At 73.3% G+C, this 26,239-nt stretch carries 19 protein-coding genes and 1 riboswitch; of the genes, 13 read left to right on the top strand and 6 right to left on the bottom strand.

Features of this window, described 5'->3' with window-relative positions:
• Nucleotides 1–173 precede the first annotated feature (173 nt).
• Complete coding sequence (locus ACZ4WZ_RS22520; protein WP_467892854.1) at nt 174–728, top strand: DUF485 domain-containing protein; 555 nt, start codon at nt 174–176, stop codon at nt 726–728.
• Nucleotides 725–2,317: a solute symporter family protein gene (locus ACZ4WZ_RS22515; protein ID WP_467892852.1), complete on the top strand. Its 1,593-nt coding sequence runs from the start codon at nt 725–727 to the stop codon at nt 2,315–2,317. The genes ACZ4WZ_RS22520 and ACZ4WZ_RS22515 overlap by 4 nt, the downstream gene beginning before the upstream one ends.
• A gap of 11 nt (nt 2,318–2,328) precedes the next feature.
• Here ACZ4WZ_RS22515 and ACZ4WZ_RS22510 read toward each other — a convergent pair whose 3' ends face one another.
• From ACZ4WZ_RS22510 to ACZ4WZ_RS22500, 3 genes are all read right to left on the bottom strand, one after another.
• The gene (locus ACZ4WZ_RS22510; protein WP_467892851.1) at nt 2,329–3,027 is read right to left on the bottom strand and encodes a DUF7342 family protein; all 699 of its coding nucleotides are present in this window, start codon (nt 3,025–3,027) and stop codon (nt 2,329–2,331) included.
• Nucleotides 3,024–4,640 (bottom strand): sensor histidine kinase, encoded by a 1,617-nt coding sequence (locus tag ACZ4WZ_RS22505; protein WP_467892849.1) that lies wholly within the window; start codon nt 4,638–4,640, stop codon nt 3,024–3,026. The genes ACZ4WZ_RS22510 and ACZ4WZ_RS22505 overlap by 4 nt, the downstream gene beginning before the upstream one ends.
• A gap of 136 nt (nt 4,641–4,776) precedes the next feature.
• Nucleotides 4,777–6,039, bottom strand: coding sequence for a citrate synthase (locus ACZ4WZ_RS22500; RefSeq protein WP_467892847.1), 1,263 nt, complete (start codon nt 6,037–6,039; stop codon nt 4,777–4,779).
• Between the two features lie 70 nt (nt 6,040–6,109).
• Here ACZ4WZ_RS22500 and ACZ4WZ_RS22495 point away from each other — a divergent pair, with 70 nt between their 5' ends.
• Nucleotides 6,110–7,261 (top strand): citrate synthase/methylcitrate synthase, encoded by a 1,152-nt coding sequence (locus ACZ4WZ_RS22495; RefSeq protein ID WP_467892845.1) that lies wholly within the window; start codon nt 6,110–6,112, stop codon nt 7,259–7,261.
• A 114-nt stretch (nt 7,262–7,375) separates the two neighbouring features.
• A complete protein-coding gene (locus tag ACZ4WZ_RS22490) occupies nt 7,376–8,593 on the top strand; it encodes a CobW family GTP-binding protein (RefSeq protein ID WP_467892843.1) in 1,218 nt (405 codons plus the stop codon).
• Nucleotides 8,594–8,620: 27 nt separating this feature from the next.
• Here ACZ4WZ_RS22490 and ACZ4WZ_RS22485 read toward each other — a convergent pair whose 3' ends face one another.
• Both ACZ4WZ_RS22485 and ACZ4WZ_RS22480 read right to left on the bottom strand, forming a co-directional pair.
• Nucleotides 8,621–10,777 (bottom strand): restriction endonuclease, encoded by a 2,157-nt coding sequence (locus ACZ4WZ_RS22485; protein WP_467892841.1) that lies wholly within the window; start codon nt 10,775–10,777, stop codon nt 8,621–8,623.
• A 112-nt stretch (nt 10,778–10,889) separates the two neighbouring features.
• Nucleotides 10,890–13,346 carry a DNA gyrase/topoisomerase IV subunit A gene (locus ACZ4WZ_RS22480; protein WP_467892840.1) on the bottom strand — a complete coding sequence of 819 codons (2,457 nt, stop codon included), beginning with the start codon at nt 13,344–13,346 and terminating at the stop codon, nt 10,890–10,892.
• A 224-nt stretch (nt 13,347–13,570) separates the two neighbouring features.
• On the opposite strand from ACZ4WZ_RS22480, the gene ACZ4WZ_RS22475 reads away from it, so the two are divergent.
• The 4 genes from ACZ4WZ_RS22475 to ACZ4WZ_RS22460 all read left to right on the top strand — a co-directional run bounded on the left by ACZ4WZ_RS22475 (nt 13,571) and on the right by ACZ4WZ_RS22460 (nt 18,401).
• A complete protein-coding gene (locus ACZ4WZ_RS22475; protein WP_467892838.1) occupies nt 13,571–14,923 on the top strand; it encodes a M16 family metallopeptidase in 1,353 nt (450 codons plus the stop codon).
• 20 nt (nt 14,924–14,943) lie between these two features.
• A complete protein-coding gene (locus ACZ4WZ_RS22470; RefSeq protein ID WP_467892963.1) occupies nt 14,944–16,311 on the top strand; it encodes a M16 family metallopeptidase in 1,368 nt (455 codons plus the stop codon).
• A 218-nt stretch (nt 16,312–16,529) separates the two neighbouring features.
• A riboswitch (cyclic di-AMP (ydaO/yuaA leader) is annotated at nt 16,530–16,689 on the top strand.
• A gap of 12 nt (nt 16,690–16,701) precedes the next feature.
• Nucleotides 16,702–17,511 (top strand): M23 family metallopeptidase, encoded by an 810-nt coding sequence (locus ACZ4WZ_RS22465; protein WP_467892836.1) that lies wholly within the window; start codon nt 16,702–16,704, stop codon nt 17,509–17,511.
• Nucleotides 17,512–17,735: 224 nt separating this feature from the next.
• Nucleotides 17,736–18,401: a GntR family transcriptional regulator gene (locus ACZ4WZ_RS22460; RefSeq protein ID WP_467892835.1), complete on the top strand. Its 666-nt coding sequence runs from the start codon at nt 17,736–17,738 to the stop codon at nt 18,399–18,401.
• Between the two features lie 250 nt (nt 18,402–18,651).
• Here ACZ4WZ_RS22460 and ACZ4WZ_RS22455 read toward each other — a convergent pair whose 3' ends face one another.
• Nucleotides 18,652–18,933 (bottom strand): HPr family phosphocarrier protein, encoded by a 282-nt coding sequence (locus tag ACZ4WZ_RS22455; RefSeq protein WP_361598842.1) that lies wholly within the window; start codon nt 18,931–18,933, stop codon nt 18,652–18,654.
• A gap of 211 nt (nt 18,934–19,144) precedes the next feature.
• Here ACZ4WZ_RS22455 and ACZ4WZ_RS22450 point away from each other — a divergent pair, with 211 nt between their 5' ends.
• The 5 genes from ACZ4WZ_RS22450 to ACZ4WZ_RS22430 all read left to right on the top strand — a co-directional run bounded on the left by ACZ4WZ_RS22450 (nt 19,145) and on the right by ACZ4WZ_RS22430 (nt 26,226).
• Nucleotides 19,145–21,970: a bifunctional acetate--CoA ligase family protein/GNAT family N-acetyltransferase gene (locus tag ACZ4WZ_RS22450; RefSeq protein ID WP_467892833.1), complete on the top strand. Its 2,826-nt coding sequence runs from the start codon at nt 19,145–19,147 to the stop codon at nt 21,968–21,970.
• A 47-nt stretch (nt 21,971–22,017) separates the two neighbouring features.
• Complete coding sequence (locus ACZ4WZ_RS22445) at nt 22,018–22,614, top strand: DUF5998 family protein (RefSeq protein WP_388938311.1); 597 nt, start codon at nt 22,018–22,020, stop codon at nt 22,612–22,614.
• Entirely contained in the window at nt 22,614–23,819 is a 1,206-nt protein-coding gene (locus ACZ4WZ_RS22440; RefSeq protein ID WP_467892831.1) for an alkaline phosphatase family protein, read from the top strand. The genes ACZ4WZ_RS22445 and ACZ4WZ_RS22440 overlap by 1 nt, the downstream gene beginning before the upstream one ends.
• Nucleotides 23,820–23,871: 52 nt before the next feature.
• Nucleotides 23,872–24,522 carry a thymidine kinase gene (locus tag ACZ4WZ_RS22435; protein ID WP_467892829.1) on the top strand — a complete coding sequence of 217 codons (651 nt, stop codon included), beginning with the start codon at nt 23,872–23,874 and terminating at the stop codon, nt 24,520–24,522.
• 93 nt (nt 24,523–24,615) lie between these two features.
• On the top strand, nt 24,616–26,226 hold the full coding sequence (locus tag ACZ4WZ_RS22430; protein ID WP_467892828.1) for an outer membrane protein assembly factor BamB family protein: 1,611 nt from the start codon (nt 24,616–24,618) through the stop codon (nt 26,224–26,226).
• Nucleotides 26,227–26,239 lie beyond the last annotated feature (13 nt).

The following is a 26,239-nucleotide window of genomic DNA, read 5'->3' as shown; positions in this document are numbered from 1 at the left end:
TACCGGCTGGCGGCGGCCGGTACCGCGGATGCGGGAACGCGTTCCGGCACACCGGTGCCGCTCGCTCCATCACCTGAAGGGGTGAAGAGCACCGGTACATCAGTCCGGAAACCGACCAACCGGCACATCCTTGTGGGCACGCGGCCAATGCGGCAGCGGACAAGGAGAGTTCGGTGGACAAGCACGAAGGCCGTGATGCCGGAACGATCCGGCTGGACGACCCCTGGTACGACGCGCTGGCCGTGGGCTGGGGCGAGGGATCGGACACGGTCCCGGCCCAGGTCCCTCCGGCTCCCGGAGGCCGGGCCGCGCCCGGCGCGTCCGACATCTACCTGGAAGTGCAGCGCAGCGCCGCCTTCCAGGAGGTCCGCGGCCGCTACCGGGGGTTCGTCGTCCCCGCGACCGCCGGCTTCTTCCTCTGGTACGTCGCCTACGTGGTCGCCGCCACCGCGGCACCCGGGTTCATGGCCCGGCCCGTGGCCGGAGCGGTCAACGTGGCCCTGCTGGCCGGCCTCGGACAGTTCCTCAGCACCTTCCTGCTGACCTGGGCCTACGCCCGGCACGCGCGGCTGCGCCGCGACCGGGCGGCGCTCGACCTGCGCTGGACCGTCTTCGAGCAGGAGCGCGTACACGAACGGGTACAGGAGCGCGCACAGGGACGCGCGCCCTCCCGGGAGCAGGAGCACGGGCAGCCGCGGACGGCGACCGGCCCCGGGGAGGACGCGTGACCACCGAGCACCAGACCCTCGCGCTGATCCTCTTCAGCGCCTTCATCGCGGTCACCCTCGGCATCACGACCTGGGTCAGCCGCAACCGGCACGGCTCGGCCGAGGAGTTCTACGCGGGCGGGCGGCTCTTCTCCCCGATGGAGAACGGTTTCGCCATCGCCGGCGACTACATGTCGGCCGCCTCCTTCCTCGGGATCTCCGGGCTGATCGCCCTCTTCGGCTACGACGGCCTGCTCTACTCCGTCGGCTTCCTCGTCGCATGGCTGGTGGTCCTGTTCCTGGTCGCCGAACTGGTCCGCAACTGCGGGCGGTTCACCCTCGCCGACGTGGTCGCCGCGCGGATGAGCGAGCGGCCCGTCCGGATCGCCGCCGGGACCTCCTCGGTGGTCGTCTCCGTGCTGTACCTGGTCGCGCAGATGGTCGGGGCGGGCACCCTGGTCGGCCTGCTGCTCTCGGACGCGGGGCCCGCCGCCCGGACCCTCACCGTGATCGGGGTGGGCGCGCTGATGGTGGTCTACGTGACCTTCGGCGGGATGCGGGCCACCACCTGGATCCAGATCGTCAAGGCGGTGCTGCTGATGGGCGGGGCCCTCGCCCTGACCGTGCTCGTCCTGCTCCGCTTCCACGGGAACGTCGACCAGCTCCTCACCGGCGCCGCGGAGCGCAGCGGGCACGGGGCCCGTTTCCTGAGTCCCGGCCTGAAGTACGGAGGGGACTGGACCGCCCGGATCGACTTCATGAGCCTGGGTCTCGCCCTGGTCCTGGGCACCGCCGGGCTGCCCCACATCCTGTCGCGCTTCTACACCGTGCCGACCGCGCGGGCCGCCCGCCGGTCGGTGGTGTGGGCGATCGCGCTGATCGGCGGCTTCTACCTGATGACCGTCGTCCTCGGTTTCGGGGCGGCCGCGCTGGTGGGTCCCGACGAGGTGCGGGCCTCGAACGCCTCCGGGAACACGGCCGTACCGCTGCTGGCGGCCTTCCTCGGCGGGGGCGCCGAGTCCACCGGGGGCGCGGTCCTGTTCGCGATCGTGTCGGCCATCGCCTTCGCGACCATCCTCGCCGTGGTCGCCGGGATCACCCTGGCCTCGTCGGCCTCCGTCGCGCACGATCTGTACGCCTCCCTCAGGCGCCGGCGCGCCAGGCAGCGCAGCGAGGTGGCCGTGGCCCGGGTGGCGGCCGTGGGGATCGGGGCGGTGGCCATCGCCCTGGGGCTGCTGGCGCAGGACCTGAACGTGGCCTTCCTGGTGGGGCTGGCCTTCGCCGTCGCGGCCTCCGCCAATCTACCGGTGCTGCTGTATTCGCTGTTCTGGCGGGGCTTCACCACGCGGGGGGCGGTCTGGTCGGTGTACGGCGGGCTGGTTCCGGCGGTGCTGCTGGTCGTCCTGTCACCCGTGGTCTCCGGGAGCCCCGACTCCCTCTTCCCGGGCGTGGACTTCCAGTACTTCCCGCTGCAGAACCCGGGGATCGTCTCGATCCCGCTCGGCTTCCTGGCCGGCTGGCTGGGCACCGTCACCTCCGCGGAGGAGGCGGACGAGCGCAAGCACGCCGAGACGGAGGTCCGCTCCTTGACCGGGGCCGGGGCGGTGTGAGCCGCCGGGGCCTAAGCGGTGTCCGGCGGGCGCCAGGCGTAGCGGTGTTCGGGGCGGCCGGTCTCGCCGTAGCGCAGGGCCAGGGTGACGCGGCCGGCGCGGTCCAGCAGCTTCAGGTAGCGCTGCGCGGTCTGCCGGCTGACGCCGGCGCGGTCGGCGATCTGCTGGGTGGACAGGGGGCCTTCGGCGGCGCGCAGCACCTGGCGGACCAGCTCCGCGGTGGTGGGGGAGTGGCCCTTGGGCAGCTCGTTGGGGGTGTCGGCCGCGGCGAGGGCGCCGAAGATCCTGTCGACCTCCGCCTGTTCGGCCTCGCCGCCGCCGGAGAGGGAGCGGCGCAGGGAGGCGTAGGCCTCCAGCTTGGCGCGCAGGCCGGCGAAGGTGAACGGCTTGACCAGGTACTGGAGGGCGCCGAGCCGCATGGCCGCCTGGACGGTGGTCAGGTCCCGGGCGGCCGTGACCATGATCACGTCGGTGTGGTGGCCCAGCTGGCGCAGGCGGCGTACCAGGTCGAGGCCGTTCCCGTCCGGGAGGTAGTGGTCGAGGAGGACCAGGTCCACCGGGCGGGCGGTGAGGAAGCCGAGGGCCTCGGCCGCCGAATGGACCTCGCCGGACACCTGGAAACCGGGAACCTTCGCCACGTACGCCGCGTTGATCCTGGCAACACGCATGTCGTCGTCGACGACCAATACGTGGATCGGGGTCTCGTTCATCGCAGGGCCTCCGGGAGTACGACGGAGAACTCCGCCCCTCCGTCCGCTGCTTCACCGGCCCGGGCGCTGCCGCCCTGCCGCTCCGCGAGGCGGCGTACGAGGGCCAGCCCCAGCCCGCGCTCGCGGTGGGCCTTGGGCCGCTTGGTCGACCAGCCCTCGGTGAAGACGTCCTCGCGCCGGCCGGCGGGGATCCCGGGACCGCTGTCGCGCACCCGCAGGACGGCGGTGCGTCCCTCCGCGCGGATGTCGACCTCGACCAGGGGCGAGGCCGAGCCGGCCGCCGCGTCCATGGCGTTGTCCACGAGATTGCCGAGGATCGTGACGAGGCCGCCCGGGTCCACCAGGCGGTCGGGGAGGAGGGCGGCCGGGGCGAGGCGCAGCGCGACGCCGCGCTCGGCGGCGACGGTGGCCTTGCCCACCAGCAGGGCGGCGAGCAGGGGGTCGTGGACCTTCTCGGTGACCTGCTCGGCCGTGGTGCGGTGCACGCCGACGACCTCGGTGACGAAGGCGACGGCTTCCTCGTGCAGTTCCAGTTCGAGCAGGCCGAGGAGGGTGTGGAGACGGTTGGCGTGCTCGTGGTCCTGTGCGCGCAGGGCGTCGATCAGGCCTTTGGTGGAGTCCAGTTCGCGGCCCAGGCGCTCCACCTCGGTGCGGTCGCGCAGGGTGGCGACGGCTCCGCCGTCCGCGGTGGGCATGCGGTTGGCGACCAGGACCCGCGGGCCCTGGACGGTCAGCAGGTCACGGCCGGTGACCCGGCCGGTCAGGACGTCGCTGGTGCGGCCCGCGCCCAGCACCTCGTCCAGGGGCCGGCCGGCGAGGGTGTCCGTGCTGTCCTCGGGGAGGCCCAGCAGCCGGGCGGCCTCGTCGTTGACGAGGCGGACCCGGTCGTCCGGATCGAGGGCGATCACGCCCTCCCGGATGGAGTGCAGCATGGCCTCGCGTTCCGCGAGGAGGCCCGCGATATCGGAGAAGGCCAGGTCGCGGGTCTGCCGCTGGATCCGGCGGGAGAGCAAGTAGGCGGCCAGCGCACCGGCGGCCAGGGCGCCGCCCGCATGGGCGAGCAGTCCGGGGATGGCACCGAGCAGCCGGTCGCGGACGCTGTCGTAGGCGATGCCGACGGAGACGGCGCCGACGACCTCCCCGTCGGCGGCGACCAGGGGGACCTTGCCCCGGGCGGAGCGGCCCAGGGTGCCCTCGTCGATCTCCATCACCTCGTGGCCCGCGAGGGCGTCGCCGGGGTCGGTGGAGACGGGTCGTCCGATGCGGTCGGGGCTCGGGTGCGAGCGGCGGATGCCGTCGAGGTCGATGACGACGACGTACTCGGCCCCGGTCGCCCTGCGGATCCGTTCGGCGGCGGACTGCACGGGGCTGTCCGCCGACGGCCGCGACCGCAGGAGGTCGGCGGCCAGGGACGGGTCCGCCGCCGCGCTCTGGGCGATGGCCAGGGCCCGCCGCATCGCCTGGTCGTCCAGCTGGCCGCTCAGCGGGGCCAGGAAGAGCCCGGTCGCCAGGACGGCGACGCCCGCCGCGATGGCCAGCTGTGTCAGCAGGATCTGTGAGACGGCCCGTCTGGGCAGCCCGAGGCGCCGAGAGCCCGTGGGGAGGAACCGCATGACTAGCACCGTAGGCGGGCGGGAGAGGAAGCGGAATTCCCCCGTCTATGAGAAGGCCCACCCGGAGGCGGTGCGTCGCCGCCCGGCCGGGGGCCCGGCGGCCGTTCCGGGCGGCGCCCCGAGGGCACGACGGGTATCAGGGCAGCGGGCGGGGAGGGCGGGGGCCCGTGTAGTGGCCGCTCGGGCGCATGCGCAGGGGGCGTTCCTGGTACTCCTCCAGCGCGTGCGCGATCCAGCCCGCCGTCCGGGCGACCGCGAAGACCGTCTCCCCCGCCTCGGCGGTCATCCCGCAGGACACCGTCAGTACCGCCAGTGCCAGGTCCACATTGGCGTGCAGCCCGTGCCGGGCCATCACCGCCGCCACGTCACGTGCCGCGCCGAGCGCCGGGGCGGCCTGCGGGAGCGCTTCCAGGCGCCCGAACAGGGCCCGGGCCCTCGGGTCCTCGCCCCGGTAGAGCCGGTGGCCGAGCCCGGGCACCCGGCGACCCGCGCGCAGGTGCTCCGCCACCACCGGCGCGGCACCGCCCCGCTCCAGCACCTCCGTCAGCATCCGGTGCGCGAGCCGCCCGGCCGCCCCGTGCAGGGGCCCCTCCAGCGCGCCGAGCCCGGCCGAGACGACCGCGTACGGATGGGCCCGCGCCGAGGCGGCCACCCGTACCGCCAGGGTGGAGGCGGCCAGGTCGTGGTCGGCCAGCAGGGCCAGGGCCAGGTCCAGGGTGTCCACCGCCGACGGGTCCGGCTCCCGCCCGGTCAGGCGGGGCCACAGGGCCCGGGCGAGCCGCCCGTCGCCGTCCCCGCCGGCTTCCCGGGGTGACGGCCCGGGCAGGGCGCCGACCAGCGTCGGGATCAGGCAGCGCGCGGAGCCCAGTACCGCCTCCTCGGACAGGTCGAAGCGCAGCGGGTCCACCACCGCCGCGCCGGCGACCGCGACCCGCAGCCGGTCGAGGGGCCCGCTGTGCTCGGGCAGCGCGGCCACCGCCCGCCGGGCGGCGGCGAGCGCCTCCGGGGGAGCGGTGAACCGGGCGCCCCGCGGCAGGGCGCCCGTCCAGAGCCATTCGGCGACCTCCTCGAAGGCGTACGCGGAGGCCAGTTCCACGGCGTCGACGCCCCGGAAGAAGTACCGGTCGTCCTCGATGAGGGTGAGCGAGGTGCGCACGGCGAGCTCCCCGGCGGGGACCGCGGCCTCCCGTCGGCTGCGCCTCGCCAGGGCCTCCACCTCGCGGGCGTCGAAGGTGCTGCCCCGCCCGACCGCGTCGCGGCGGCTGCCGAGCTGGCCGCGGCTGACGTACGCGTACACGGTCGCGGGCTTCACCCCGAGGAGCTGCGCCGCCTCGCGGGTGGTCAGCCGTCTCTCGGTACCGGTCTCGGCGGGACGGTCGTCGCCGCGGTCGTCACTCATGACGCACAGCCTACATATGTTGATTCGATCAATATTGAAATCGATCGAGTCAAGGGTTGATGGTCGACCCATGAACACCACCGTCGAAGTACCCCGCGGTCTCGCGGGAGTCGTGGTCACCGAGACCCAGCTCGGTGACGTCCGGGGCCGCGAGGGCTTCTACCACTACCGCCAATACTCGGCCGTCGAACTCGCCGCGAGCCGCACCTTCGAGGACGTGTGGCACCTAATGTTCCGCGGCACGCTCCCCGCGGACCTCGCCGAGCGGGCCGCCTTCGCCGCCGAGACCGCCCCGCTGCGGCACCTGCCCGCCGAGGTGCGGGACGCCCTCCCCGCCCTCGCCCGTGCCACCGCCCCCTCCGGGCCGCTCTCCGGACTGCGCACCGCGCTCTCCCTGCTCGGCGCCTGTTCCGGCTTCCGGCCGGTCTACGACCTCGACCCCGGCCGCCGGGCCGCCGACGCCCTCGCCGCCTGCGCCGCCGTGCCCACCCTGCTCACCGCCCTGCACCGGCTGGGCCGGGGCCTGGAGCCGGTCGGACCGCGCGACGACCTCCCGTACGCCGCCAACTACCTGTGGATGCTGACCGGCACCGAACCCGACCCGGTCCGGGCCCGCGCCGTCGAGCGGTACCTGATCTCCACCGTCGACCACGGCTTCAACGCCTCCACCTTCACCGCCCGCGTCATCGCCTCCACTGGTGCCGATGTCGCGGCCTGCCTCACCGGGGCGATCGGCGCGCTCTCCGGCCCGCTGCACGGCGGGGCGCCCAGCCGGGCCCTGGACACCCTGGACGCCATCGGCACGGTGGAGCGCATCGGCCCCTGGATCCGGGAGCGGGTCCTGGCCGGTGACCGGATCATGGGCTTCGGCCACCCCGTGTACCGCACGGAGGACCCGCGTTCGCGGATGCTGCGGGAGATCGCCCGGGAGTTCGGCGGGCCGCTCGTGGACTTCGCCGTCGAGGTCGAGCGGCAGGTGGAGGAGATCCTCGCCGAGCTCAAGCCGGGCCGTGAGCTGCACACCAACGTGGAGTTCTACGCGGGCGTGGTCATGGAGCTGTGCGGGCTGCCGCGCGCGATGTTCACCCCGACCTTCTGTGCGGCGCGGGTGGTCGGCTGGAGCGCCAACGTCCTGGAGCAGGCCGCCGACTCGAAGATCATCCGCCCGGCCGCGCGCTACACCGGCCCGACCCCGCCGCAGCCGGTACCCGTGCCGGCCTGAGGCCGGCCCGACGGCCCTGACGGCCGGCGGTCCACCTGACGACGGCCCACGGTCCACCGGCCGGTCCGGTGCCGGCCCGGCCGGTACCGTCCCGGGCTGGCTACGATCGTCCGGATGAACAGCGTCCAGCCCATTCCCGTCGTGGTCCTCGCCGGATTCCTCGGCTCCGGCAAGACCACCGTCCTCAACCACCTCCTCGGCAACCGGGGCGGCACCCGGATCGGCGTCGTCGTCAACGACTTCGGCTCGATCGAGATCGACGCGATGTCGGTGGCCGGACAGGTCGGCGACTCGATGGTCTCCCTCGGCGGCGGCTGCCTGTGCTGCGCGGTCGACGGCAGCGAACTGGACGCGTACCTGGACAAGCTCGCCGCGCCCGTCCACCGGATCGACGTGATCGTCATCGAGGCCAGCGGGCTCGCCGAGCCCCAGGAGATGATCCGGATGCTGATCGCCAACGAGAACCCGGCGATCCGCTACGGCGGTCTGGTGCAGGTCGTCGACGCGGCGGAGTTCGACCGGACCCGGACCGCGCACCCGGAGACCGACCGTCACCTCGCCGTCGCCGACCTGGTGGTGCTCAACAAGACCGACCGGGTGGACCCCGCCGAACGTTCCCGGATCGAGGGGGAACTCGCCGCGCTCTGCGCCCCGGGGACGCCCGTGGTCGGCGCCGACCACGGGCGCATCGACCCGGAGATGCTGTTCGACCGCCGCCCCTGGGCCGAGACGCGCGGGCAGCTCTCCTTCGAGGACCTGATCGCGGAGGCGGCCCAGGACCACGACGGCGCCGCCCACGCCGGGCACGCGCACGCCCGCTACGAGAGCGTCGAGTTCACCTCCGACCAGGCCCTCTCCCCGCGCCGGCTCATCGACTTCCTCGACCGGCGCCCGGCCGGCCTCTACCGGATCAAGGGGTTCGTCTGGTTCGGCGTGCCCGGCCACGAGGAACGGTACGAGGTCCACGCGGTCGGCCGCTTCCTGCGGTTCGGCCCCGGCCCCTGGGGGCGGGGGGAGCCGCGCCGCACGCAGCTCGTCCTGATCGGCGCGGGCATCGACGGGCCGGGCCTGCTGCGCGAGCTGGAGGCCTGCCGCGAACCGGCACCGCACGAGACCCGTCCCGAGAGCATGTGGGCGGTCCTGCGCTACGTCCCCCGGCCGGTGCCGGCCGAGCCCTCGGACCCCTTCGTGCCGGAGGACGCCCTCGCACCGGAGGACCCCTTCGCGCCGGAGGACCCCTTCGTGCCGGAGGACCCCTTCGTGCCGGAGGATCCGTCCGGCTCCGAGGGCCCGTTCGCGCCGGAGGAAGACCCCTCCGCGCGGGAGCCGTGAGCGCCGGGCTCGGGCTCTGACTCGGGCTCAGGCCACCTCGACGCCGTACTCCCGCAGCAGGTCCGTGAGGCCGCCCCGGTAGCCCTTGCCGCCGATGACGAACTTCCAGTCGCCGTTGGGGCGGCGCCGGAAGGAGCCGAGCACCAGGGCCGTCTCGCCCGCCCGGCCGTCGGAGACCTCCAGCTGGTCGATCTCCGCGCCCGCCGCGTCCAGCAGCCGGATCCGGGCATCGGTGAAGCCGGCCAGGTCCGCGTCCGGATTCACCTGGGGGTCGACCGCGGCGACCAGCACCAGGCGGTCGGCGCGCTGCGGGAGGGCGTCGAAGCCGACCTCGACGGCCGCCTTGTCCGGGGCCGAGTGCGGGCGCGAGCGCACCGAACCGTCCGGGGTCGCCGGGTTGTTGAAGAAGACGAAGTGGTCCTCGCTCAGCACCCGGCCGCCCTCGCAGACCAGCGCGCACACGTCCAGTGCCACCCCGCCCGACCAGGTCATGCCCAGCAGGTTGCGGTCGGCGGGGACGGGAGGCAGCTCGGCCCCGGCGGCCGGCTCGGCCGCGCTGGGCGTGGCGGCCGGGCCCGCGGCGCCGGCCGCCGGCGAGGAACCGGCGCTCCGCTGGGCCGGGACGGAGCCGCCGCCGAGGCGCCCCCGCAGGCCGTACCGGTGCAGCAGCTCCACCAGGTCCGCGCCGGGAACCAACTCCAGCGGCTTGCCGTTGGCAAAGGTGTACGACCCGGGTCCGAAGGACGAGGTGGTGACCAGTACCCCCTTGTTCGCCCCCGCGTCCTGGACCGTGCCGTACAGGTCCCGTACCGCCGTCGGCGGCACGGTGTTGCGGTAGCGCTTGACCTGCACCACGATCCGCCCGCCCCGGATCGGGGCCGGGTCCAGCGCCTCGACGTCCACACCGCCGTCGCCGGACCGCTGCGTGGTCACCGCCTCCATGCCCATCGCCCGGAAGAGTTCGGCGACCAGGTTCTCGAAGGCGATCGGGTCCATCTGGAAGAGGTCGGGTTCCTCCTCGCCGCCCCCGGTGTGCCCGCCGTGGCTGACGACACCCCCGCCGACCTCGCCCGGCCGGCGGCCCGCCCGGACGGCCATCAGCTGGTCCGGCCGCGCCGACAGCTGCCCCCGCAGCCCCTCGGTCAGGCAGTCCACCGCGCTCACCTGCTCCAGCCGCAGCCCGGAGAAGGCGGTACGCGCCGCCTGCACGGCCGCCAGTACGATCTGGGCCTCCCGGCCCGTCACCGGATCGTGGTCGTCCACGAAGCCGTTGACCACCACCGAGTCCAGGGCGCCGAACTCGTCCGCCGCGTACAGCTCGCGCGGTACCAGCAGCAGGCACTGGGCGAGCACGTCCCGGTACAGCGCCCGGCGCTGCGTGGCCGGCCGGGCCGTCTCCCTGTCCTGGTCCGTGCTCGGCATGTACCGCACGGACTTCACCTCCGGCACCACCTCGTACCGGGGCAGCTCCCAGTCCAGTACGAGCTGGCGCGCCGCGGGGTCGTACGCCGCCGAGACCTGGCGGGGCAGCTCCCCGGGCCAGGCGGTCGAGGCGTACAGCGCCGCGGAGAAGTACTCCACCACCGCGTCGGGCTCTCCCGCGCGCAGGGCGCCGGCCAGATCGGTGAGGCCGTCGTTGTGCCGGCGGATACCGGCGAGCTGCTCCGCCGCCCACCGGTCGTACTGCTGCCGGTACGCCGCCAGCCGGCGCAGGCGATCCTGTTCGGCGGCGTGCGCGGCCTGCCAGGCCCGCGTGTACCGGTCGTGGGCCTCCCGCTCCGCCTGGGCCCGGCCGCGCGAGCCGAGGGTCCAGCCGCTGCTCTGCTGCTGGAACTGCGCCAGCTGCGGCATGGGCACGGGGTGCCCGAGGGCGCCGGGGTCGAAGGGCTGGAGCTGCTCGGGCCGCACCAGGGAGGCCATCCGGAACGCCGGTGCCCGGCAGCCCGAGGCCAGCAGCCCCCGCAGCACCTCCACCCGCGCGTCCAGCTGCTCGGTACGACGCCGCGCCTCGGCCTCGCGGTGCTGTCGGTAGGCGGCCTGCTGCTCGCGCCGGTCCCGGGCCGCCTCACGCTCGTACGCCCGCTGCCGGCGCTCCGCCTCGCGCATCTGGATCAGCTGCGTCTGCTGCTGCTGTCGCTGGGCCTCGGCCCAGACCCCGATCATCCCGCTGGACCGACGACTCATCGGCTCTGCTCTCCCCCCACCCGCGTGTACCGGGAAAACAGTAGTGGGCGGGCGGGGCGGGCGGCCCGGCGAACGCCGACGTCCACCCGCTCCGCCCGCCCCCGTCACACGGCTACAGCGCGGCGCCCGCCAGCGAGTCGACGTCGGCCGGAAGCGCCGTGCCCGAGCCGTCGCGACGCGGGTCCGGGGCCGGCAGGGCTGCCGGGGAGCCGTTCTTCGCGGCCGCCCGGACCGGGGCGTTGCCCGCCCAGGCCAGCGTCAGCGTGTCCTCGCCCTTCAGGAACCGCTGGCAGCGCACGCCGCCGGTGGCCCGGCCCTTGCGCGGGTACTGGTCGAAGGGGGTCAGCTTGCCGGAGCGCACCGAGTCGTCCAGCGTGCCGTGCGAGCCCGCCACGGTGAACACCAGGGCGTCCCGGGCCGGGTCCACCGCCGAGAAGTGGATCACCTTGGCGTTCTCCGAGAGTTTGATGCCCGCCATGCCGCCCGCCGGGCGGCCCTGGGGGCGGACCTGGCTCGCCGGGTAGCGCAGCAGCTGGGCGTCGTCGGTGATGAAGACCAGGTCCTCCTCACCCGTGCGCAGCTCGACCGCGCCGACGACGCGGTCGCCCTCCTTGAGGGTGATGACCTCCAGCTCGTCCTTGTTCGCCGGGTAGTCGGGCACGACCCGCTTGACCACGCCCTGCTCGGTGCCCAGGGCCAGGCCCTGCGAGGACTCGTCGAGCGAGAGCAGGCAGACCACCGTCTCGTCGGCCTCCAGCCCGGAGAGGAACTCCGCGACCGGGGCGCCGCCCGCCAGGTTCGGCGCGGCGTGCGTGTCCGGCAGCTGCGGCAGGTCGATCACCGAGAGCCGCAGCAGCCGCCCGTACGAGGTGACCACGCCCACCTCGGCCCGGGCGGTCGCCGCGACCTGCGAGACGATCACGTCGTGCTTGGCCCGGGGCCCGCCCTCCTGCTCGGGAAGCGGTTCGCCCGTCACGGTGCGCGCCAGCAGGCCCGTCGAGGACAGCAGCACCCGGCACGGGTCGTCCGCGACCTCCAGCGGAACCGTGCCGACCGCCGTGGCCGCCGACTCCAGCAGGACCGTACGGCGCTCGGTGCCGAACTTCTTCGCGACCGCGGCCAGTTCGGTGGAGACCAGCTTGCGCAGCTCGTTGTCGGACTCCAGGATCCCGGTCAGCTCGTCGATCTCGCCGGTCAGCCGGTCGCGTTCGGACTCCAGCTCGATGCGGTCGAACTTGGTGAGCCGGCGCAGCGGGGTGTCCAGGATGTACTGGGTCTGGATCTCACTGAGCGAGAACCGCTCCATCAGCCGGGCCTTGGCCTGCGCCGAGTTCTCGCTGTCCCGGATGAGCCGGATGACCTCGTCGATGTCGATGAGCGCGACCAGCAGGCCCTCGACCAGGTGCAGGCGGTCGCGGCGCTTGGTGCGGCGGAACTCGCTGCGCCGCCGGACGACCTCGAAGCGGTGGTCGAGGTAGACCTCGAGCAGCTCCTTGAGGCCGAGCGTCAGCGGCTGTCCGTCCACCAGCGCCACGTTGTTGATGCCGAAGGACTCCTCCATCGGCGTCAGCTTGTAGAGCTGCTCCAGCACCGCCTCCGGGTGGAAGCCGTTCTTGATCTCGATGACCAGGCGCAGGCCGTGCGAGCGGTCGGTGAGGTCCTTGACGTCGGCGATGCCCTGGAGCTTCTTCGAGCCGACCAGGTCCTTGATCTTCGCGATGACCTTCTCGGGACCCACCGTGAAGGGCAGTTCGGTGACGACCAGGCCCTTGCGGCGCGCCGTCACGTTCTCCACGGCCACCGTCGCGCGGATCTTGAACGTGCCGCGGCCGTTCTCGTACGCGTCCTTGATCCCGGACAGTCCCACGATCCGGCCGCCCGTGGGCAGGTCCGGGCCCGGCACGAAGCGCATGAGCGCCTCCAGGTCCGCCTGCGGATGGCGGATCAGGTGGCGGGCGGCCGCGATGACCTCGCCGAGATTGTGCGGGGGCATGTTCGTGGCCATGCCGACCGCGATCCCGGACGCGCCGTTGACCAGCAGGTTCGGGTAGGCGGCGGGCAGCGCGACGGGCTCGCGCTCCTGGCCGTCGTAGTTGGCGGTGAAGTCGACCGTGTCCTCGTCGATCGACTCCGTCATCAGCGACGTGGCGTCGGCCATCCGGCACTCGGTGTAACGCATCGCGGCCGGCGGGTCGTCGTTGCCGAGCGAGCCGAAGTTGCCGTGGCCGTCGACCAGCGGCAGCCGCATCGAGAAGGGCTGCGCCATGCGCACGAGGGCGTCGTAGATCGACGCGTCGCCGTGCGGGTGCAGCTTGCCCATCACCTCGCCGACGACGCGGGCGCACTTCACGTACCCCCGGTCGGGCCGCAGCCCCATCTCGTTCATCTGGTAGACGATGCGCCGGTGGACCGGCTTCATCCCGTCCCGGGCGTCCGGCAGGGCGCGGGAGTAGATCACGGAGTAGGCGTACTCGAGGAAGGAGCCCTGCATCTCATCGACGACGTCGATGTCGAGGATCCTCTCCTCGAAGTCCTCCGGCGGCGGGGTCTTCGTGCTGCGGCGGGCCATCGCTGCGCGGCTCCTTAACCAAGGTTCGGGTGTACTGGGTGAATCTGGCGGGGTTGACGCGGACCATTGTGGCCCGACGCACCGACAACGCGGACTCCGACCCCGGGGGTCCCCCTACGGAGTCGGGGGAGTGACCCGGGAACTTCTCCGGCCGTCGGTGCGCTTGCATACAGTGGCAGGTCTGACAGAAATCTCTGCATCGCGATCGAAGGGACCACATGCCCATGGGTCACACGGCCACAGCTCAGGCCGGCTCCGGCGGCCTGACAGCGACCGAGCACCGGCTGGCCAACGGCCTGCGCGTGGTGCTGTCCGAGGACCACCTCACTCCGGTCGCCGCCGTCTGCCTCTGGTACGACGTCGGCTCGCGCCATGAAGTCAAGGGGCGGACCGGTCTGGCTCACCTCTTCGAGCACCTGATGTTCCAGGGGTCGGCGAGCGTACCGGGCAACGGCCACTTCGAGCTCGTCCAGGGTGCCGGCGGCTCGCTGAACGGCACCACCAGCTTCGAGCGCACCAATTACTTCGAGACGATGCCGGCGCACCAGCTGGAACTCGCCCTGTGGCTGGAGGCGGACCGCATGGGCTCGCTGCTGGCCGCCCTGGACGAGGAGTCCATGGAGAACCAGCGCGACGTCGTCAAGAACGAGCGCCGCCAGCGCTACGACAACGTTCCGTACGGCACGGCTTTCGAGAAGCTGACCGCCCTCGCCTACCCGGAGGGCCACCCGTACCACCACACCCCGATCGGCTCGATGGCCGACCTGGACGCCGCCTCCCTGGAGGACGCGCGCAACTTCTTCCGTACGTACTACGCGCCCAACAACGCCGTGCTGTCGGTCGTGGGGGACATCGACCCCGAGCGGACCCTCGCCTGGATCGAGAAGTACTTCGGCACCATCCCGGCGCACGACGGCAAGCAGCCGCCGCGCGACGGCACGCTCCCCGAGATCATGGGCGGGCAGCTGCGCGAGGAGATCGTCGAGGAGGTCCCGGCGCGCGCGCTGATGGCCGCCTACCGCCTGCCGCACGACGGCACCCGTGAGTGCGACGCCGCCGACGTGGCACTGACCGTGCTGGGCGGCGGCGAGTCCTCCCGCCTGCACAACCGCCTGGTACGCCGCGACCAGACGGCCGTGGCGGCCGGCTTCGGCATGCTGCGGCTGGCCGGCGCGCCCTCGCTGGGCTGGCTGGACGTCAAGACCTCCAGCGGCGTCGAGGTGCCCGCCATCGAGGCGGCCGTGGACGAGGAGCTCGCGCGGTTCGCCGCCGAGGGCCCGACGGCCGAGGAGATGGAGCGGGCACAGGCGCAGCTGGAGCGCGAGTGGCTGGACCGGCTGAGCACGGTGGCCGGACGGGCCGACGAACTGTGCCGCTTCGCGGTGCTGTTCGGCGACCCGCAGCTGGCCCTGACCGCCGTCCAGCGGGTGCTGGACGTCACCGCCGAGGAGGTGCAGGCCGTGGCCGCGGCCCGACTGCGCCCCGACAACCGCGCGGTACTGGTCTACGAGCCGCTGGCCGGCGCCGAGGCCCACGAGACCGAGCAGCACGACGAGAACGAGGGGGCGGAGCAGTGAGCGACACCGCAGCCGTCACGATGACCTTCCACCCGCGGCCGCAGGCCGGCGAGGCGAAGCCGTGGGCCTTCCCGGCCCCCGAGCGTTCCACGCTCCCCAACGGCCTGACCTTGCTGCGCTGCCACCGCCCCGGCCAGCAGGTGGTGGCGGTCGAGGTCAACCTCGCGGCCCCGCTGGACGCCGAGCCCGAGGGGCTCGACGGGGTGGCCACGATCATGGCCCGCGCCCTGTCGGAGGGCACCGACAAGCACTCCGCCGAGGAGTTCGCCGCCGAGCTGGAGCGCTGCGGCGCCACGCTCGACGCCCACGCCGACCACCCCGGCGTGCGGGTCTCCCTGGAGGTCCCGGCCTCCCGGCTGCCCAAGGCGCTCGCACTGCTCGCCGAGGCCCTGAGCGCGCCCGCCTTCGCCGACAGCGAGGTCGACCGCCTGGTGCGCAACCGGCTCGACGAGATCCCGCACGAGCTGGCCAACCCGCAGCGCCGCGCCGCCAAGGAACTCTCCAAGGAGCTGTTCCCCGCGACGCTGCGCATGTCCCGTCCGCGCCAGGGCACCGAGGAGACGGTCGCGCGGATCGACGCCGGCGCCGTACGCGCCTTCTACGAGGCGCACGTACGCCCCTCCACCACCACCGCGGTGGTGGTCGGCGACCTGACCGGCATCGACCTGGACGCCCTGCTGGCGGACACCCTGGGCACGTGGACGGGCGACACGGCCGCGCCCCGCCCCGTCCCGCCGGTGACGGCCGACGACCGGGGCCGCGTGGTCATCGTGGACCGGCCGGGCGCCGTCCAGACGCAGTTGCTGATCGGCCGGATCGGCCCGGACCGGCACGACATCGTCTGGGCACCGCAGGTGCTCGGCACCTACTGCCTCGGCGGCACCCTCACCTCCCGCCTGGACAAGGTGCTGCGCGAGGAGAAGGGCTACACGTACGGCGTGCGGGCCTTCGGGCAGGTGCTGCGTTCGACCGCCGACGGCAAGGGCGCCTCGATGCTCGCCATCAGCGGTTCGGTGGACACCCCCCACACGGGTCCCGCGCTGGAGGACCTCTGGAAGGTGCTGCGCACCCTCGCGGAGGGCGGACTGACCGACGCCGAGCGGGACGTGGCGGTGCAGAACCTGGTGGGCGTGGCCCCGCTGAAGTTCGAGACGGCCGCCTCGGTCGCCGGCACGCTCGCCGACCAGGTGGAGCAGGAGCTGCCGGACGACTTCCAGTCGCGGCTGTACGCGCGGCTGGTCGAAACCGGTACGGCGGAAGCCACTTCGGCCGTGGTGAGCGCCTTCCCGGTGGACCGCCTCGTCACCATCCTGGTGGGCGACGCCGCGCAGATCGAGGAGCCCGTCCTGGCCCTCGGGATCGGCGAGGTCACCGTCGTCTCCAACTGAGCGGCGCACCGCCTGAGACGGGCCGGCAACCGGCCCCGTTTCCAGGGGGCTTCGGCGGAACATCCGCCGAAGCCCCCTTTGTCCGTTTGGTGGAGTGGCTGCGTGTATGCGGTGTGGCGTACGCAACAAAAGCGCTCGTCTGTTTGGCGATTGACTGACGATCCGCCTAGCGTCGGCCGTGCTGTTCGTCAGTTCGTACCCGCCGCACCCGCGGCACCGGACAGCGATCGCCGAGTCCCCGTCAGGCGCGAGCCTGGGGAGCCGGGGACCCACATGCGTCCCTGGGGTGAATCGGACCCCCTCGCAAGAGGAGGCCCGTAGGAGACCTTCCTGCTCCGAACCCGTCAGCTAACCCGGTAGGCGAGAGGGAAGGAAAGGATCACCCCCTTCATGGCGTTTGGCAGTCGTGCCGCCGGTTCTGGTAAGCACCGTGGTTCCAGCCGTCTGAGCCGCAAGACCGCCGGCTACGCCGGCATCGCCGCCCTCGCCACCACGGGCGTGGTCGGCACCCTGGCCGCTCCGGCCTTCGCGGCGGACAACAGCAGCGCTCCGTCCATGGAGGACACCGGTCAGAACGCGATCGTCGTCGCCGACGGTCTGCAGGACGACATCGAGGTCCAGGCCGAGTCCCAGCAGCGCGCCGCCGAGGCCGTCGCCGCCCAGGCGCAGGCCGAGGCCGAGGCGAAGCAGCGGGCCGCCGAGGCCAAGCGCGCCGCCGAGGCCGCCGAGGCCAAGGCCAAGGCCGAGCGTGAGGCCGCCGAGGCCAAGGCCAAGGAGGAGGAGCGCAAGCGCTCCAACGCCTTCGTGGCCCCGGTCAGCGCCTCCGTCACCACCCAGTACGGCGCGGGCGGCGGCATGTGGTCCTCCGGCAGCCACACGGGCATCGACTTCGCCGTCGCCCAGGGCACCTCCGTGCACGCCGTTGGCGCGGGCACCGTCGTCGAGGCCGGCTGGGGTGGCGCGTACGGCAACAACGTCGTCATCCGCCACAACGACGGCACCTACACCCAGTACGGGCACATGTCCTCGCTGAACGTCTCCGTCGGCGAGCAGGTCGGCGCCGGCACGGTCATCGGCCTGTCGGGCAACACGGGCAACTCCAGCGGCGCGCACCTGCACTTCGAGGCCCGCACGGGCGCCTCGTACGGCTCGGACATCAACCCGCTGACGTACCTGCGCAACCGCGGCGTCGGCATCTGACCCGCAGCGCGCTTCACCGAAGAAGGCCCCGGCTCACCGAGCCGGGGCCTTCTTCGTCGTGCCTTCTTCCGCCGCGTGTCCGCCGCTGTCGCCGTCGCCTTCGCGCCACCGGCCGGCCGTCGATTGTTCCGGATTTCCGGGCCCGCTCGGAAATTATCGCGTGTTGCAATAGAGTCGCAGCACGGCCACGATAAACCGAACCGAAACCCAGCGGAGGTCCGGCCTTGCGTATTCCGGCGCACGCGGTGTGCACAGCGATTCGCGACGATATCGTCTCCGGATTCTTCGGGCCGGGCGGCCGGCTCACCGAGGAGGTGCTCGCCCGCCGCTACGGGGTCTCGCGCGTCCCGGTCCGCGAGGCGCTGCGCACCCTGGAGTCCGAGGGCTTCGTCACCACCCGGCGGCACGCGGGGGCCTGCGTGGCCGAGCCGACCGAGCAGGAGGCCGCCGACCTGCTGGAGCTGCGGATGCTGCTGGAGCCGCTCGCCGCCTCCCGGGCCGCCCGCCGGCGCACCGACGGCCACCTGAAGGTGCTCCGCGGACTGGTCAGGCTGGGCCGGGAGCGGGCCGGCCGGGGCCAGGGGGAGGACCTGCGCGCCCTGGGGAGCTGGTTCCACGAGACGCTGGCCCAGGCCTCGGGCAGCCCGGGGCTGATCGCCCTGCTGACGCAGACCCGGCACAAGATCGCCTGGATGTACGTGGTGGAGGCCCCCGCACAGCCCGTGGAGTGCTGGGCGGAGCACGGCGCGATCGTGGACGCGGTCGCGCGCGGGGACGCGGAGCGGGCCCGGGCCCTGACCGCGCTGCACGCGCAGCGGACGGCCGGGGCGCACCGGCCGAGGGTGAGGAATCCGCAACCTGCCGTAAACACGGCGAGCGCTCCGCATTAACACGTCCCGTATACAACGGAGGGATATCCGTGCGGTGCCGGTTTTCCTCGGATTTCCCGACCGGTATTACGTGCCGTGCTCCGGTTCCCTTGCATGGAATTCGGAATTGCCCGGAGGTGCGAGAGGGCCTTGCCCTTCCGTCGCCCGTCGCCCGTCGTCCGGTCTCCCGGGCGGCCGGAAAACGCGGAAGCCGCGGTCCCCGAGGTGGTGGGCGGGGACCGCGGCTTCCGGCGTACCGGACCCGAAGGGGTCAGACGGTCTCGGGAAGCTCCTCGAGGCCCTCGGCGACCAGCTTCGCGAGGCGGTCGAGCGCGACGTCGGCACCCTCGGCGTCGGAAGCCAGGACGATCTCCTCGCCGCCCTGGGCGCCCAGGCCCAGGACCGCCAGCATCGACGCGGCGTTGACGGGGTCGCCGCCGGCCTTCGCGATGGTCACCGGGACGCCGGAGGCGGTCGTCGCCCGGACGAAGATCGAGGCGGGACGAGCGTGCAGGCCCTCGGCCCAACCGACGTTGACGCGGCGCTCTGCCATGGTGATGCCCTTCAGGTTCTTGCGGTTGTCTAGACCAGTCTCTCACGCCGTCCGGAATGCTCGGGCCCGCCCTCCGGCCCGGATCCACCGCCGTTCGACCCTCCCCAGCTTGCACTGGTTCGCCCCGGTCCGCCGCATTCGCCGCGCCCTCGCCGGACGGCCCGCCCACCGCACCCGTACACCTGCCCGGGCCGCCCCTTAAGGTGACCCCATGACCACCGCGTCGGACCCCTCGTACCCGGCCCACTGGGAAGCGGACGTCGTGCTGCGCGACGGCGGCACCGCCCGGATCCGCCCCATCACCACCGAGGACGCGGGCCGCCTGGTCAGCTTCTACGAGCAGGTCTCGGACGAGTCGAAGTACTACCGCTTCTTCGCCCCTTACCCCCGCCTCTCGGACCGCGACGTCCGCCGCTTCACGCACCACGACTACGTGGACCGGGTCGGCCTGGCCGCGACCATCGGCGGGGAGTTCATCGGCACCGTCCGCTTCGACCGCATCGGGCCCGACGGACGGCCCGCCTCCGCCCCCGCGGACGAGGCCGAGGTCGCCTTCCTGGTCCAGGACGCCCACCAGGGCCGCGGGGTCGCCTCCGCCCTCCTGGAGCACATCGGCGCGGTGGCGCGGGAGCGGGGCATCCGCAGGTTCGCGGCCGAGGTGCTCCCCGCCAACACCAAGATGATCAAGGTGTTCACGGACGTCGGCTACCAGCAGAAGCGCAGCTTCGAGGACGGCTCCGTCCACCTCACCCTCGACCTCGAACCCACCGCCGAGTCCCTCGCCGTCCAGCGCGCCCGCGAACAGCGCGCCGAGGCCCGCTCCGTGCAGCGGCTCCTGGCCCCCGGCTCCGTCGCGGTGATCGGAGTCAGCCGCTCCGGCGCGGGCGTGGGCGCCACCGCCCTGCGCAACCTGCGCGACGGAGGCTTCCGCGGGCACCTCTACGCCGTCAACGAAGCCCGCGCCCCCGGCATGGAGGGCGACCTCCTGGAAGGCGTGCGCGCCTACCGCGGCCTCGCCGACATCGGAGCCCCCGTCGACCTCGCCGTGATCGCCGTCCCCGCCGCACGCGTCCCCGACGCCGTCGCCGCCTGCGGGGAGCACGGCGTGCAGGGGCTGGTGGTCCTGTCCGCCGGATACGGCGAGAGCGGGCCGGCCGGACTCGCCCGCCAGCGAGAACTGGTGCGGCAGGTCCGCTCGTACGGGATGCGCCTCATCGGGCCCAACGCCTTCGGGGTGATCAACACGGCCCCGGAAGTGGAGCTGAACGCCTCGCTCGCCCCGGCCCCCGCCGGCGCGCGCGGCAGGATCGGCCTGTTCACCCAGTCCGGAGCCATCGGCATCGCCCTGCTGTCGGCCCTGCTGCGGCGCGGAGAGGGACTGTCGTCCTTCGTGTCGGCCGGGAACCGGGCCGACGTCTCCGGCAACGACATCCTCCAGTACTGGTACGAGGACGAGGCCACCGACGTGGCCCTCATGTACCTGGAGACCCTCGGCAACCCCCGCAAGTTCACCCGCCTCGCCCGCCGCACGGCCGCCGCCAAGCCGGTGGTCGTCGCCCGGGGCGGCCGCCACACCCCCGCCGGACACGTCGTCCCCGGCACCCGGCTCCCCGAGGCCACCGTCTCCGAGCTGCTCCGCCAGGCCGGCGTCATCCGCGTCGACACCGTCACCGAGCTGGTCGACGTCGGCCTGCTGCTGGCCGGCCAGCCACTGCCGGCCGGACCCAGGGTGGCGATCCTCGGCAACTCCGAGTCCCTCGGCGTGCTCACCTACGACGCCTGCCTGACCGAGGGGCTGCGCCCGCTGCCCCCGCTGGACCTGACGACCGCCGCCGGCCCCGCCGACTTCCGTACGGCCCTGTGCGCCGCCCTCGCCTCCGACGACTGCGACGCCGTCGTCGTCACCGCCATCCCGTCCGTGAGCGACCGCGAGCTGGCCGACGACCTCGCGCGGGCGCTGCGGCAGGCCGTCGCCGAGGTCCCGGGCAAGCCCGTGGCCGTCGTGCACGTGGAACTCGGCGAACTCGTCGAAGCCCTGTCCGCCGCCGGCGACGCGTCCCGCGCCGAGCCCCCCGCGGCGCCCCTCCCGCCCGCCGGGCCCGCGGCCGGCGGCGACGAGCCCGACGGCGACGAGCCCGGCGGCGACGAGGCCGGCCCCGAGGGCGCCGGCCGCATCCCCGCCTACCCCGCCGCCGAGCGCGCCGTGAAGGCCGTCGCCGAAGCCGTGCGGTACGCCCGCTGGCGCCGGGACAACGCCGAGACCGGGCAGGTCCCCGAGTACGAGGACATCGACGAGGCCGGCGCCGCCGCCCGGCTCGCCACCCTGCTGGCCGGCGTCGAAGAGGGGACCGCGCTGACCCTGGACGAGGACGACGCCCGCGAGCTGCTCGGCCGCTACGGCATCCGGGTCCTGCCCGCCCTCCCCGCCCCCAGCCCCGACGCCGCCGTCCGCGCGGCCCGGGTCCTCGGCTACCCGGTCGCCCTCAAGACCACCGCCCCGCACCTGCGCCACCGCGCCGACCTGGGCGGCGTACGCCTCGACCTCACCACCGAGGCCGAGCTCAGGCGCTCGTACGAGGAGCTCACCGACGCCCTCGGCAAGCCGGCCGAGCTCCAGCCCGTGGTGCAGACGATGGCTCCGCGCGGGGTGGACACCGTCGTCCGGGCCACCGTCGACCCCGCCGCCGGAGCCGTCCTGTCCTTCGGGCTCGCCGGAGTCGCCTCCGAGCTGCTCGGCGACACCGGGCACGGCCTGGTCCCCGCCACCGACCGGGACGCGGCCGCCCTGATCCGCTCCATCCGCACCGCGCCGCTGCTCTTCGGCTGGCGCGGCAGCGACCCCGTCGACACCCCCGCCCTGGAGGAGCTGCTGCTGCGGCTGTCCCGGCTGGTGGACGACCACCCCGAGGTGACCGGGGTCTCGCTGGAGCCGGTCGTCGTCGCCACCGAGGGGCTCTCCGTGCTCAGCGCCACCGTCCGCGTGGCCCACCCGCCCGCGCGGACCGACCTCGGGCCCCGCACCCTGCCGAGCTACTGAGCGCACGGCAGGCAGGGGCAGCCCGTACGGGCCTTAGGATGGACCTCATGGCGAAATCCGGTACGACGACCCAGGGACTGCGCGCGGCCATCGAGCGCAGCGGCTACTACCCGGCCCTCGTGGCCGAGGCGGTGGAGGCCGCGGTGGGCGGCGAGCCGATCTCGTCGTACCTGGTCCACCAGGAGACCACCTTCGACTCCAACGAGGTGCGCCGGCACGTCACCGTGCTGGTCCTGACCGGCAACCGGTTCATCGTCAGCCACACCGACGAGCAGGCCGCCGACGCCGGGTCGCCCTCCCCGTACGCGACCACCTCCACCGAGTCGGTCAAGCTCTCCAGCATCTCCTCCGTGGTGCTCAGCCGCGTCGTGGCCAACCCGGAGTCGTACACGCCCGGCCAGCTGCCCCGCGAGGTCGTCCTGACCATCGGCTGGGGCGCCGTCTCGCGCATCGACCTGGAGCCCGCCGCCTGCGGCGACCCCAACTGCGACTCCGACCACGGCTACACCGGCAACTCCACCGCCGACGACCTCAGCCTGCGCGTCAGCGAGGCCGGCGACGGCCCCGAGACGGTCCGCCAGGCGCTGGTCTTCGCGCAGGCGCTCAGCGAGGCGACGGCGGCGACCTCCGGTCCCGCCCGCTGATGTCGTACTCCGTGCCCTCGAACTGGCAGGACGAACCGGAACTGCTCGACCTCGCGGGCGCCCCGGTCCCGCAGTACGGCTCCGGCTCGCTCGCCGACCTGCTGCCCACCCTCGCCGCCGGCCAGGGCGTACCCGGCCTCACCGCCGGGATCACCGAGCTGGCCCCGGCCGACCGGAACTGCGTGTTCCTGGTCGACGGCATGGGCTGGGAGCAGATCAGGGCGCACCCGGGCGAGGCCCCGTTCCTCACCTCCCTGCTCGCGAGCTCGCGCGGCGGCACGGGCCTGCCGATCACGTCCGGTTTCCCGGCGACGACCGCCACCTCCCTGGCCTCCGTCGGCACCGGCCTGCCGCCCGCCCGGCACGGCCTGCCCGGCTACGCCGTGCGCAACCCGGCCTCCGGCCAGCTGATGAACCAGCTCCGCTGGCAGCCCTGGACCCCGCCGAAGCCCTGGCAGCCGTACCCGACCGTCTTCCAGCTCGCGGACGCCGCCGGGGTGCACACCGCGCAGGTGTCCGCGCCGCACTTCCAGACCACCCCGCTCACCCAGATCGCGCTCAGCGGCGGCACCTTCCACGGCCGCATGACCGGCGAGGAACGCATGGACCTCGCGGCGATCCAGCTCGCGGCGGGCGAGCGCTCGCTCGTGTACACGTACTTCAGCGAACTCGACGGAGCCGGCCACCGGCACGGCGTCGACTCCGACGCCTGGCGCGGCCAGCTCATGTACGTCGACCGGCTCGTGCAGCGCCTCGCGGAGCAGCTGCCGCCGCGCTCCGCCCTGTACGTCACCTCGGACCACGGCATGGTCGACGTCCCCTTCGACGAGGACTCCCGGATCGACTTCGACGAGGACTGGGAGCTGGGCGCGGGCGTGGCCCTGCTCGGCGGCGAGGGCCGGGCCCGGCACGTCTACGCGGTGCCGGGCGCGGAGGCCGACGTACTGACCGTGTGGCGCGAGGTGCTCGGGGACCGCTTCTGGGTCGCGAGCCGCGAAGAGGCCCTGGAGCTGGGCTGGTTCGGTACGCCGGGCGAGTGCGACGAGCGGGTCCTCGGGCGGATCGGCGACGTGATCGCCGCGGCCCAGGCCGACGCCGCGATCACCGCCTCCCGCAACGAGCCCAACGAGTCGGCGCTCACCGGCATGCACGGCTCCATGACCCCGGCCGAGCAGCTGGTCCCGCTGCTCGAAGTCCGCACCTGACCACCCCTGTTCGCCCTTCTCCCGCCCTGACCCGAAAGGTCCCGTACTTCCCATGCCCGAGCTGGTGTTCTTCTCCGGAACGATGGACTGCGGAAAGAGCACGCTGGCTCTGCAAATCACCCACAACCGCTCCGCGCGGGGCCTGGTGGGCGTGATCTTCACGCGGGACGACCGCGCGGGCCAGGGCAAGCTGTCCTCCCGTCTGGGACTGGTCACCGAAGCGGTCGAGGCGACGGAGGGCATGGACCTCTACGCGTACCTCGTCGCCCAGCTCTCCAAGGGCGGCAAGGCGGACTACGTCATCGTCGACGAGGCGCAGTTCCTGGCCCCCGGCCAGATCGACCAGCTCGCACGCATCGTGGACGACCTCCACATGGACGTCTTCGCCTTCGGCATCACGACGGACTTCCGCACCAAGCTCTTCCCGGGTTCCCAGCGCCTGATCGAGCTGGCGGACCGCCTGGAGCAGCTCCAGGTCGAGGCCCTCTGCTGGTGCGGCGCGCGTGCCACGCACAACGCCCGGACGGTGGGCGGGGAGATGGTGGTCGAGGGCGCCCAGGTGGTGGTCGGGGACGTGAACCGTCCGGCGGAGGAGATCGGCTACGAGGTCCTCTGCCGCCGCCACCACCGCAGGCGGATGACGAGCGCCGCGGCCCACGCGAGCGCCCTCTCGCCGGACGTCCTCCCGGTCAACCACGCCTGAGAGGGTGAGCCGGGGGCCGGAATCGGGCACGGTGACGGGAGGTAGTCCAAAAATGTATCCCAGTTCGGCCGTCCCGCCAGCCACACTGGCCCCATGACCGGTCGCGACTTCGACGAACCGCCGGGCCCTGATCGGCAACCGCCGACGGTCCGGCCGGGATACGGCTCCGTCTACCGGACGCCACCGCCCGGATCGGGGCCCGTGCCGGGCAATCCCTACGCCCGCCCGCCGGTGCAGGCAGCGGACTTCGTGCCCCTGCCCCGCCGCGGCCTGCGGGGCAGGAGTGGTGCGCTGGTCGCGGCCGGGGTCGCGGCTCTGCTCGCCCTCGGCGGCGGCTCGTACGTCCTCCTCCGCGACGGCTCCGGTGACGCCGGGGACGGCGACACCGCCGCCCCCGCCGTGTCCGCGTCCGTGGACCAGGGAGACGGCCGGGGCCCCGGCGGCCCCCCGTTCGTCTTCGACCCCAACGCCGGGATCCAGCCGGGCGAGGGCCGGGTCTGGCTGGTGTCGAACCGGACGGAACTCGCCGGCTCGGGAGCCTCGCAGTACGGCCCCTGGCGCGTGGGGGACGCCGTGATCAAGGCGATGGACAAGGAGATCACCGCCTACACCGCGACCGACGGCAAGGAGAAGTGGAAGCTTCCCCTCGCCACTGCGCTGTGCGGGGTCCCGGAGAGTCCCGCCCCGAACGGGAAGATCGTCGTCGGGGTCCGCGAGAAGGACAGCGCGACCTCCGAGTGCACCCACCTCCAGCAGGTCGACCTCACCACGGGCCAGGCGGGCTGGAAGCTGGAGATACCGAAGGAGAAGGCCTCCGACCGTGCCTCGGAGTTGCGGCTGGCCATCTCGGGGGACACCGTCGCGGTGGCGCGTGCCGCGGTCATGAGCGGTTTCTCGGTCACCGACGGGCACAAACTCTTCGGTACACCGAGCATCGGCTGCCCCCCGACGACGTTCGGCGGCGGCACCGCCCGGCTGATGCTCGTACGCGAATGCTACGGCCAGGGCTCGGCCGACGGGCAGGCGGTGATCGAGGAGGTCGACCCGGCGACCGGCGCTGCCAAGTGGAGCTACCAGTACGCGAAGGGCGCGAAGCTCGGCCAGATCCTGTCCGTCGACCCGCTCGTCGTCAGCACCTACAACACGCAGGAGAAGGTCTGGCACATCACGGCCTTCGCCGCCGACGGCAAGGTCCGCTCGCAGACCAATGCCTCCTTCGGGGTCAGCAAGCGGTGCAACGGCTGGGGCAGCGGAAGCGGCGACCTGCACGACTGCCCCGCGGCGGTGGCCGACGCGGACACCCTCTACATCGCGGGCGGCACACCCGACGCCAAGTACCCGCTGCACGTCGACAAACCCGACGAGGTGATCGCGGTCGACCTCAACACCGGTCAGGTGAAGTGGCGCACGACGGGCCCCGACGGCCGCGTCATGTTCCCCCTGGCCATCGAGGAAGGGAAGGTCGTCGTCTACGTCGACACGGACAAGGGCCTGTCCGCGGCGATGGCGGCCATCCCGACGGGCGGAGGCCGGCCCCAGATAGTCCTGCAGAGCCCGAAGATCGCCAAGGGGCCCCAGTCCGCCTTCTACACCTCCAGCGTCCGGCTGGCCTGGGTCGAGGGACGCGTCTTCCTGCTCAACGGGTCCGTCCGCAGCCCGGAGCCGAAGAAGGTGGACCACTCCCTGCTGTCCTTCGGGAAGTAGGTCGCGGGACCCC

The organism is Streptomyces sp. NPDC029122 (assembly GCF_055569445.1).
This window is presented reverse-complemented; position numbering and strand designations above follow the sequence as displayed.